Origin of the sequence: Pseudomonas sp. REP124 (assembly GCF_020164475.1) — a bacterium.
GTDB lineage: Bacteria > Pseudomonadota > Gammaproteobacteria > Pseudomonadales > Pseudomonadaceae > Aquipseudomonas.
The window spans coordinates 1-10062 of record NZ_JAIQWX010000193.1; the positions used below are offsets into that span (position 1 = coordinate 1).

The following is a 10062-nucleotide window of genomic DNA, read 5'->3' on the forward strand; positions in this document are numbered from 1 at the left end:
GCGAGGCTTGCCCGCGAATGCCCTCAACGATCGGGTTGGATCAGGTGGCAGAGTTTGGCGGTCGCCTCGACCATCTGCCCACTCGGCCGCTCCAGGCCTTTTTCGGTGACCAAGAGCAACTGCTTGCGAACCACCGCATCGACTTGCGGCCAGGCTTTCCAGGCATCCAGCTGAGCCTGATCTCCCGCCAATATCACCTCGGGATTACGCAGCAACACCGCCTCCACACTCACCTGCGGCGCTGGCAATGTCAGATCGGCAAACAGGTTGCGCACACCACAGACATCCAGCGCATCACTGATGATCTGCCCACCACCAACGGTATACAGCGGCCGGTCCCATACCTGATAAAAGCCGCGCAAGGGCTGCTCCCGCCGATAACGCTGACGCAGTTCCGCCAGTCGCCCACGCAGATCGTCCGCCAATACCGCCCCACGCTCAGGTCGCCCAAGCCGCGCAGCGATGGCTTCGATCTGTGCGGTGAGTTCGGCGAAGTTGTGCGGTTCGGCGACGAAGGTGGGAATGTTCAAGCGCTTGAGCTGATCGCGCTGGGCCGGACCGACGCTGCCGGGCCAGAGCAACAGCAGATCGGGCTTCAGGCTGAGCAGCCGTTCCATGTCCAACTGGCCGTAGCGGCCAACGGAGGGCAGATTTTTCAGTTCGACGGGACGTTCGCCGGCATCCAGCACGCCCACCAGCAAATCGGCGGAGCCCAGTTCGACGACGATTTCCGAGAGTGACGGGGCGAGGCTGACCACCCGCTCCACTGCCATTGCCGAACCGCTTGAGGCCAGCAGCAGACAGGCCAGCCAGAGAGTTCGCATCAAGCCAGCTGGCGCGGGATACGGTAGAGATAAAACAACACGGCGGTCGACAACGCCAGCAGCATCAACGGCACGGCTTCAAGACCGACGAACACCGCCAGTGCACCGATCCACGCCGGCAGGCTGGCGGCGAGGAAGGCCATGCGCCGCTTGGCCGCGAGGCTGATCCAGGCCGCGGGCTCTTCCGGGGTGTCGAGAGCTTTTTGCGTGGCGATCAACGCGTGCTTGTAGCGACCGAAGAACTTCAGGCTGACAAACATCGAGGCCACGCCGGCGATGAAAAAAGGCATCGCCAGCACCGGCAGAATCGCCTCGCCTTCGCCGAACACGCCATTGATCACGAACAGCGGCAACAGGGCCAGCGCAAAGTATTGCCACCAGTTGAAGGACAGTCGCCGCCGTACCTGACCGCGAGTCACGCCCGGTCTACCTCGCCCTGGTGCTCGTTGCCCATCATGTGGTCGAGCTTGCTGGCCTTGGTCGCCAGGTAGAGTTTGTTGTGCGGGTTGTGGCCGGTGTGCAACGGCACGCGCTCGGCCACCACGATACCCATGTCGGTCAAGGCTTTGACCTTGCGCGGATTGTTGGTCATCAGGCGCAGGGATTTCACGCCCAGGTGCTCCAGCATCGGCAGGCACATGGCGTAGTCACGCTGGTCGGCGGCAAAGCCCAGGCGCTCGTTGGCTTCAACAGTGTCGGCACCGCCATCCTGCAACTCGTAGGCACGGATCTTGTTCAACAGGCCAATGCCGCGGCCTTCCTGACGCAAGTACAGCAACACGCCACGGCCTTCGCGGGCAATGGCCTGCAGCGCGGCCTCCAGTTGCGAACCGCAGTCGCAACGCTGGCTGAACAGGGCGTCGCCCGTCAGGCACTCGGAATGCAACCGGCCGAGTACCGGGGCACCGTCGGCGATCTCACCCAGGCTCAGCACAACGTGCTCGCGGCCGGTGGCTTCATCGAGAAAGCCGTGCATGGTGAATTGCGCAAAAGGCGTTGGCAGCTTGGAAGCGGCGACAAAAACGACAGGCACCGGTGTGCTCCTGATCTAAGAAGACTGAAGATTCGCAGGCCGGCATTGTAACAGCAGGTTCCAACCGACGCTTAGGCTGAATTATCGAGCATAACCATCAAAAAGTCTGATATGGCCTGCCCGCTCCCACAGGGGGTCATCGCCAACCGTGGAACAACGTCAATTCGCAGGGAACGGATAAGGCTGCTTCCAGTGCTCGAAAACCGGCTTCAACTCGCCGCTTTTCACCAGCTTCTCCATACGCTCATCGAACAGGGCCATCAGCGCGCGGGCCTGGGGCGTCTTGGCGAAACACAGGTAAAGCGGCAATTCCGCAATGTGAGTGCGACGGAACTGGGAGGGATCCTTGGCTCGGGTGAGGACATAATCGACTTCGGTCAGCGCATCGATGTAGTAGTCGACGCGCTTGTAGGTGAGCATCGAAACGATGCCGGTGCGGCGGATCACTTCATCGTAGTGGCGGATGTTGGGCAGGTAGTCCTGATAATCGTAGCCACGGACCCAGGCCAATCGGTAATCACCCAGGGTTTCCAGGGTCGGCACCGGAGTGCTGGCCAGGCCCAGGGCGTAGATATGATCGGTATCGAAATTCCAGTGCGGGTAGAGCAGCGCTTCAGACTCGTCGCGATAGGAGCCGACACAGGCGTCCACTTCGCCACGCTCGGCCAGGCCGATGGAGCGCAGATAAGGTTCAGTACGGATATCCAGTTTGACGCCCGCAGGCTCGAAGACTTTGCGCAACACGTCCCAGGCCAGACCCTGGCCATTGGCGGCGGTGTAGTCTTCCCAATCCTCGCTGGCCAGGTGAATCACGGACGGCATGGTCGCGGCCTCCTCCGCCTGGGCGAATGAGCAAAACAAGGCCAGCACCAGCACCATCAACCCGCGTAGAGCCATCCCTAGTTCTCCCAGTAATCGCCTTTTAACCTCTCTGGTCAGGCGAACATCCACACCAACCCTTGCATGGCCAACCAGGCAAATACACCGGCCAATACGTCATCGAGCATGATCCCGACGCCGCCGTGCACATGCCGGTCGACCCAGCGTATCGGCCAGGGTTTGAGAATATCGAAGAAGCGGAACACCAGGAAACCTGCCAACAGCCACTGCCAACCTTCCGGCACCAGCCACAGGGTGATCCACATCCCGACCATTTCGTCCCAGACGATGCCTTCGTGGTCGTGCACACGCAAATCGTCGGCCACCTTGCCGCACAGCCAGAAGCCGAACAGCATGGTGATGCCCAACATCAGCCAGTAGCCCCAGTCGGGCAACATTTGCCATAACGGGATAAAGGGTAGCGCAACTAACGACCCCCAGGTGCCCGGTGCCTTTGGCAAGGTGCCCGAGCCGAAGCCGAACGCCAGGAAATGCCATGGATTGCGCCAGACCGACGGCGGTACGAACTCCGCCGGGACCTGCTTGGGATGGTCTGTCACGGTGTCTCCCGAAAATGTTGATAGCCCCGGATTTGCGGGGTGATGTCTTGTCCGTCCGCATCCAGCAGGGTCACGCCCTGCCCGCTCACTACACGTCCGACCACATGGACTGGCCATCCATCGGCCAGCATCGCAGGCAACTCGACGGACGGTAGGGTGAAGGCCAGTACGTAATCGTCGCCACCACTGAGAGCGGCGTTCTGTGCGCCCGTTTCACCGAGAAAAGCCCGTAGCGCCGCCGACATCGGAAGGCGGTCAAGCTCGACTTGCAGGCCGACGTTCGACGCCAGGGCAATGTGCTCGCAATCGGCGAGCAGGCCATCGGAGATGTCCATCGCCGAGGTCGCCTTGCCACGCAGCGCCTGACCCAACGCCAGCTGCGGTTGCGGCGACCAGTAATGCGCCAGCAGCGCCTCGGCGATGGCCGCCTCGGCAGCGCGCTGGCCAAGCACCAGCGGCAAAGCCCCGGCCGCATTGCCCAAGTCACCGCCCACACACAGCAGGTCCCCGGGTTGCGCGCCGCTGCGGGTCAGGGCCAGGCCGGCCGGCACGCGACCGAACACGGTCATGGTCAGGCTCAACGGCCCACGGGTGGTATCGCCGCCCACCAGGGCCACGCCACAGTTTTGCGCCATCTGGTTCAAACCGCGGGCATATGCTTGCAGCCAGTCGGAGGTCACCGCCGGCAAGGTCAGGGCAAGGGTAAAGGCAACGGGAGTGGCGCCCATGGCGGCCAGGTCGCTGACCGCTACAGCCAGCGAGCGCTGACCGAGCAGAAACGGGTCGCAGGGATCTGCGAAATGCACACCGGCCACGAGGGTGTCGGTGGAAATCGCCAACTGCTCCCCAGGGGGAACAGCCAGCAAGGCGCAGTCATCGCCGATTCCGAGAGCAACGCCTTCGCCGCCTTGCGCACAAGGCGCGGCGGCGAAGAAATTGCGGATCAGCTCAAACTCACCCATGGACTGGTGTCGGCACTTCAAGCGCCAATCAGCGCTTGAACGCCTTCACTTCAGCTTCACGCAGACGCGGTGCCAGCTTGTCGAGTACACCGTTGACGAACTTGTGGCCGTCGGTGGAACCGAAGACCTTGGCCAGTTCGATACCTTCGTTGATCACAACGCGGTACGGCACGTCGACGCGCTTGAGCAGCTCCCAGGTGGACAGGCGCAGAACCGCCAGTTCAACCGGGTCCAGCTCTTCGATGGTCAGGTCCAGGCAAGGCTTGAGCGCGGTGTCGATTTCGGTCTTGAACTGCGGAACCCCGTGCAGGATTTCGCGGAAATAGGCGCCATCGACATCGGTGAAATCGTTATCGACCCGGAACTGCGCTTCGATCTCGTTCAGCGACTGCTTGGCCATGTGCCATTGATACAGCGCCTGGGTCGCGAGCTGACGAGCTTCGCGACGCTTGACGCTTTTCGATGGCTTGCCGGCATCCGCAGGCTTTGGATCGCGCGGGTTGAAACGATCGCTTTCGTCGCTAATCACTTGGCCTCCAACTGCGCCAGCAGGCTGACCATTTCCAGAGCGGACAGGGCAGCTTCAGCACCTTTGTTACCGGCTTTGGTGCCGGAACGTTCGATCGCTTGCTCGATGGAATCAACGGTCAGCACGCCGAAAGCGACCGGAACGCCGAACTCCATGGACACCTGGGCCAGGCCCTTGGTGCATTCGCCTGCCACGTATTCGAAGTGCGGAGTACCGCCACGAATGACCGCGCCCAGGGCGATGATTGCCGAGAACTCGCCCTTTTGAGCGACTTTTTGTGCAACCAGCGGGATTTCGAAGGCGCCAGGGGCACGGATGATGGTGATGTCGCTTTCGCTCACGCCATGGCGAACCAGGGCATCGACTGCACCGCTGACCAGGCTTTCAACGACGAAGCTGTTGAAACGGCCTACTACCAGAGCGTAGCGGCCTTTAGGGGCGATGAACGTACCTTCGATGGTCTTCAGGGTCATTCGATAGATCTCTTAAAGAGCCGGGACGCGTCTTCTACGCGCCCCTCAGTGATATTTGAACCGCGAATTGCTGGCCGGAAACACCCGGTCATTATTCGGAGGGCACGTATTCTACAACTTCCAGATCGAAACCGGATATCGCATTAAATTTCATTGGCGCCGACATCAGGCGCATTTTGCGCACGCCAAGGTCACGCAGGATCTGCGAACCGGCACCGACAGTGCTGTAGGTGGTCGGTTTTTTCACCGCCAGTTGATCGGCGGTTTCACGGATGTGCGCCAGCAACACGTCGCCATCGAGCGGGTGACCGAGCAACAGCACCACACCGCTGCCGGCCTCGGCTACCGCGGACATTGCAGCGCGCAGGCTCCAGCGGCCCGGCTGCTTGACCATCAACAGGTCGCGCAGCGGGTCCATGTTATGCACACGAACCAGGGTCGGTTCCTCGGCGCAGACATTGCCCAGGGTCAGGGCCATGTGCACGTCGCCTTCCACCGAATCACGATAGGTCACCAGGTTGAATTGGCCCAGTTCGCTGTCCAGAGGCTGCTCGGCAATCCGCTGAACGGTACGTTCGTGAATCATCCGATAGTGGATCAGGTCGGCGATGGTGCCGATCTTGATGTTGTGTTCGGCGGCGAAGGTTTCCAGTTCGGCGCGGCGGGACATGGTGCCGTCGTCGTTCATCACTTCGCAGATCACGCCGCTCGGCTCGAAACCGGCCATACGCGCCAGGTCGCAAGCAGCTTCGGTGTGGCCGGCGCGAGCCAGGGTGCCGCCGGCCTGGGCCATCAGCGGGAAGATGTGTCCAGGGCTGACGATGTCTTCAGCCTTGGCGTCCTTGGCGGCAGCCGCCTGCACGGTGCGCGCGCGGTCGGCGGCGGAAATGCCGGTGGTCACGCCGGTGGCCGCTTCGATCGATACGGTGAACTTGGTGCCGAAACCGGAACCGTTGCGCGGCGCCATCAACGGCAGCTTGAGCAGCTCGCAACGCTCGCGGGTCATCGGCATGCAGATCAGGCCACGGGCGTGCTTGGCCATGAAATTGATGTGCTCGGGCTTGCAGCACTCGGCGGCCATGATCAGGTCGCCTTCGTTCTCGCGATCTTCGTCATCCATGAGGATGACCATCTTGCCTTGGCGGATGTCTTCAACCAGTTCTTCGATGCTATTGAGCGCCACAAGGCACCCCCTTCTTTCAAAATTCAGGATTTGAGGTAGCCGTTTTGGGCCAGGAAGCTTTCGGTAATGGTGCTGCCGGCTGCAGGTTCCGCCGCCTTGTCGCCCAGCAGCAGGCGTTCCAGGTAACGGGCGAGCAAATCGACTTCCAGATTCACCCGACGGCCTGGCTGGTACGACGCCATGATGGTTTCGGTCAGGGTGTGGGGAATGATGGTCAGCAGGAACTCGGCGCCATCGACCGCGTTTACGGTCAGGCTGGTGCCGTCGACGGTGATCGAGCCTTTATGGGCGATGTACTTGGCCAGCTCTTTCGGTGCGCGGATGCGGAACTCAACGGCCCGGGCGTTCTCGGTGCGGGCAACCACTTCACCCACGCCATCGACGTGGCCGCTGACCAGATGCCCGCCCAGGCGGGTGGTCGGCGTCAGGGCTTTCTCCAGGTTGACCGGGCTGCCGCTTTTCAGGTCGTTCATGGCGGTGCAGTCGAGGGTTTCACGGCTGACGTCCGCCGCGAAGCCGTTGCCAGGCAGTTCAACGGCGGTCAGGCACACGCCGTTGACCGCGATGCTGTCGCCCAGTTTGACGTCGCTCAAATCGAGCTTGCCGGTTGCTACATGGACCCGCACATCTCCGCCTTTTGGGGTCAATGCACGGATACTGCCGATGGATTCGATGATGCCGGTGAACATGGGGTTCTCCTCGAGAACAGAGCCAGCGCTGTAACGATGGCCGGGAATTATACGCTCGCCGCTGGCAAAGGAATGGCAGTGACTCGCCAGTCATCGCCCACCGCGCGAATTTCAGTGATTTTGAGTTCCGGCGCATCCTTCATTTGCGCGAGCGGCCAGTCCAGCAGCGGCCGGGCCGTGGAGCCCAGGAACTTGCCGGCGATGAAAATCTGGAACTCATCCACCAGCCCGAGCTGAGCGAAAGCACCCGCCAGCCGTGGACCGGCTTCGACCAGCACTTCGTTGATGCCACGGTTGGCCAACTCGACCAGCAACTGACGCAAATCGACCTGGCCATCGAAGCCGGGCACGATCAGGCATTCCGGACCGTTGGCGTGTTGTTCCTCGACCGCCACGGAAGTGGCGATCAGCGCCGGGCCTGCCTTGAAGAACGGCGCATCCGGCGGCACCCGCAGGCGGCCGTCGACCAATACACGCAATGGCGGCCGGCTCATGGCCAGCGCGGTTTGTTCGGCATCCAGGCCCAGCTCATCGGCGCGCACGGTCAGGCGGGCGTTGTCCGTCAACACGGTATCGGCGCCGGTCAGCACCGCGCTGGCCTGGGCACGCAGGCGCTGAACCGCCGAACGCGCGGCGGGACCTGTGATCCATTGGCTTTCGCCGCTTTCCATCGCCGTGCGGCCGTCCAGACTCATGGCCAACTTGACCCGCACGAAGGGCAAGCCGTGCTCCATGCGCTTGAGGAAGCCTTCATTGAGCTTGCGCGCCTCACCCTCCAGCACACCGCTTTCGGTGGTGATGCCAGCCTGCTCCAAACGTTGCAGGCCACGACCGGCGACTTCCGGATTCGGGTCCTGCATCGCCGCCACGACCCGCGCCAAGCCAGCGTTTACCAGAGCGTCGGCGCAAGGCGGCGTGCGGCCATGATGGCTGCAAGGTTCGAGGGTCACGTAGGCGGTGGCGCCGCGGGCCAGTTCACCGGCGGCGCGCAGGGCGTGGACTTCGGCATGGGGCTCGCCGGCGCGCACGTGCCAGCCTTCGCCGACAACCTGCCCGTCACGGACGATCACGCAACCGACCCGCGGGTTGGGATGAGTCGTGTAATGGCCGCGGCGCGCCAGCTCCAGCGCGCGGACCATGTAATGGGCGTCGAGGATGGCTTGCTCGGCAGGCGTGGTCATTCTTTCTCCGGCTCCCGGGCCAGGCGATCGATCTCTTCGCGGAACTCGTTGAGGTCCTGGAAGCGGCGATAGACCGAAGCGAAACGGATGTAGGCGACTTCATCGAGCTTTTTCAGCTCGGTCATCACCAGCTCACCGACCACGAGGGACTTGACCTCGCGCTCGCCGGTGGCGCGCAGTTTGTGTTTGATGTGCACCAGCGACGATTCGAGGCGTTCGACACTCACCGGGCGCTTTTCCAGCGCACGCTGCATGCCGGCGCGGAGTTTTTCTTCGTCGAACGGCTGGCGACTGCCGTCGGTTTTGATCAGGCGCGGCAACACCAGTTCAGCGGTTTCGAACGTCGTGAAACGCTCGCCGCAGGCCAGGCATTCACGCCGGCGGCGCACCTGTTCGCCCTCGGCGACCAGACGCGAGTCGATGACCTTGGTGTCGTTGGCACCGCAGAAGGGACAGTGCATGGTGGCAGGCAACAAAAAAAGGGAGGGCCATGGTAGCGCATCCCGGTGGCAAGACAAGCCATAGGCTTTGCGGTATACAGACGGCATGATCTGTCGATCCATGGATTTCACGTTTCCGGAGCTGCCCATGTCGTTACGCCCGCTCGTATTGCTCAGCCTTTTCAGCCTTCTGGTGGCCTGCGGAAGCGATGCACCCAAGCCTCAGCCGCCGACGCCAGGCCCTGCACCGCAACAGGCGCAGAAAAAAGCCAAGGAAGCTGCCGAGCTCGGCCCGCTGCCCGCGTATCAACGTGAGTTGAGCGGCACCCTGCAAGGCGTGCCGGCCGGTGCCGAAGTCGAACTGGCGCTGCTGGTGATCGACGAAAAGGATCGCCCGCAACAGCTGCTCGCCAGTTCGAGCCTGATCGGCACCAATCAAGTATTGCCGTTTCACCTGCGTTTCAACCCGGAAGCCTTTCCAATGGGCGCACGGGTTGAATTGCGCGGTCGTGCCAGCCAGTCCGGCCAATTGATCCTGCATCTGCCGTCGCAGTTGATCACGCAGCCCACGACACAGATGCTGGGCCAACTGCAATTCGTCAAAGCCCCATGAGTGCACCGCTCGACCTGCAACAGGCGTTGAGTGAACTACTGGGCGATGCGCGCCTGGTCGCCTGCGACCTGCCGGACACCGAGCTGAAGCTGTGGCTGATCGACGGCGATAACATGGACCGCGCCTTCAGCCCCGAGGAAACCCGACGCATCCTGCATGAACCGCCCTACTGGAGTTTCTGCTGGGCCAGCGGCCTGGCGGTGGCCCGTTACCTGGCCGAATTCCCGGAATGGGTCAAAGGCAAGCGGGTGCTGGATTTTGGGGCAGGTTCAGGCGTGGCGGGGATTGCCGCGGTCAAGGCCGGGGCGCTGGAAGTGGTGGCCTGCGATCTGGACCCGCTGGCGATTGCGGCCTGTCGGGCGAATGCCGAACTCAATGAAGTACAGCTCAATTACTCGACGGATTTCTTCGCCGAGGCCGATCGCTTCGATCTGATTCTGGTAGCGGATGTGCTGTACGACCGGGCGAACCTGCCGCTGCTCGATGAGTTTCTCAGCCGAGGCCGGCAAGCGCTTGTGGCGGATTCGCGGGTGCGGGATTTCCGTCATCCGTTGTATAGACGCATCGAAATGCTCGAGGCCATGACCTTGCCGGATCTGTGTGAGCCGGAAGAATTTCGGCATGTGAGCCTTTATCACGCGCAGCGGACCTGAAGAGCTTCGCGGGCAAGCCTCGCTCCTACAGATCGGAAGAGCG

14 protein-coding genes are annotated in these 10062 nt (G+C 62.3%); 2 read left to right on the plus strand and 12 right to left on the minus strand.

Annotated elements, in window-relative coordinates:
• Positions 1-23: 23 nt before the first annotated feature.
• From K9857_RS27795 to nrdR, 12 genes are all read right to left on the minus strand, one after another.
• Entirely contained in the window at positions 24-824 is an 801-nt protein-coding gene (locus tag K9857_RS27795) for a cobalamin-binding protein (protein WP_224541361.1), read from the minus strand.
• Entirely contained in the window at positions 824-1243 is a 420-nt protein-coding gene (locus K9857_RS27800) for an MFS transporter (RefSeq protein WP_224541364.1), read from the minus strand. The genes K9857_RS27795 and K9857_RS27800 overlap by 1 nt, the downstream gene beginning before the upstream one ends.
• A complete protein-coding gene (gene ribA / locus K9857_RS27805) occupies positions 1240-1857 on the minus strand; it encodes a GTP cyclohydrolase II (protein ID WP_044465292.1) in 618 nt (205 codons plus the stop codon). The genes K9857_RS27800 and ribA overlap by 4 nt, the downstream gene beginning before the upstream one ends.
• A gap of 159 nt (positions 1858-2016) precedes the next feature.
• Complete coding sequence (locus K9857_RS27810; protein WP_224541365.1) at positions 2017-2754, minus strand: substrate-binding periplasmic protein; 738 nt, start codon at positions 2752-2754, stop codon at positions 2017-2019.
• A gap of 38 nt (positions 2755-2792) precedes the next feature.
• Entirely contained in the window at positions 2793-3296 is a 504-nt protein-coding gene (locus tag K9857_RS27815; protein WP_175377122.1) for a phosphatidylglycerophosphatase A, read from the minus strand.
• Positions 3293-4258 (minus strand): thiamine-phosphate kinase, encoded by a 966-nt coding sequence (gene thiL, locus K9857_RS27820; protein ID WP_224541367.1) that lies wholly within the window; start codon positions 4256-4258, stop codon positions 3293-3295. Before thiL ends, K9857_RS27815 begins: the two co-directional genes overlap by 4 nt.
• Positions 4259-4286: 28 nt before the next feature.
• Entirely contained in the window at positions 4287-4787 is a 501-nt protein-coding gene (nusB, locus tag K9857_RS27825) for a transcription antitermination factor NusB (RefSeq protein ID WP_008000432.1), read from the minus strand.
• Positions 4784-5260 (minus strand): 6,7-dimethyl-8-ribityllumazine synthase, encoded by a 477-nt coding sequence (gene ribE, locus K9857_RS27830; protein WP_224541369.1) that lies wholly within the window; start codon positions 5258-5260, stop codon positions 4784-4786. The genes nusB and ribE overlap by 4 nt, the downstream gene beginning before the upstream one ends.
• A gap of 91 nt (positions 5261-5351) precedes the next feature.
• Positions 5352-6443, minus strand: coding sequence for a bifunctional 3,4-dihydroxy-2-butanone-4-phosphate synthase/GTP cyclohydrolase II (ribBA, locus tag K9857_RS27835; RefSeq protein WP_224541371.1), 1092 nt, complete (start codon positions 6441-6443; stop codon positions 5352-5354).
• Between the two features lie 23 nt (positions 6444-6466).
• A complete protein-coding gene (locus K9857_RS27840) occupies positions 6467-7132 on the minus strand; it encodes a riboflavin synthase (protein WP_175377117.1) in 666 nt (221 codons plus the stop codon).
• 47 nt (positions 7133-7179) lie between these two features.
• Positions 7180-8313 carry a bifunctional diaminohydroxyphosphoribosylaminopyrimidine deaminase/5-amino-6-(5-phosphoribosylamino)uracil reductase RibD gene (gene ribD, locus K9857_RS27845; RefSeq protein WP_224541374.1) on the minus strand — a complete coding sequence of 378 codons (1134 nt, stop codon included), beginning with the start codon at positions 8311-8313 and terminating at the stop codon, positions 7180-7182.
• Positions 8310-8774: a transcriptional regulator NrdR gene (gene nrdR / locus K9857_RS27850; RefSeq protein ID WP_162634909.1), complete on the minus strand. Its 465-nt coding sequence runs from the start codon at positions 8772-8774 to the stop codon at positions 8310-8312. The genes ribD and nrdR overlap by 4 nt, the downstream gene beginning before the upstream one ends.
• Positions 8775-8901: 127 nt before the next feature.
• Between nrdR and K9857_RS27855 the strand changes: the two genes are divergently transcribed.
• Both K9857_RS27855 and K9857_RS27860 read left to right on the plus strand, forming a co-directional pair.
• A complete protein-coding gene (locus K9857_RS27855) occupies positions 8902-9366 on the plus strand; it encodes a YbaY family lipoprotein (protein ID WP_224541376.1) in 465 nt (154 codons plus the stop codon).
• Positions 9363-10019: a class I SAM-dependent methyltransferase gene (locus K9857_RS27860; RefSeq protein WP_224541378.1), complete on the plus strand. Its 657-nt coding sequence runs from the start codon at positions 9363-9365 to the stop codon at positions 10017-10019. The genes K9857_RS27855 and K9857_RS27860 overlap by 4 nt, the downstream gene beginning before the upstream one ends.
• Positions 10020-10062: the final 43 nt, after the last annotated feature.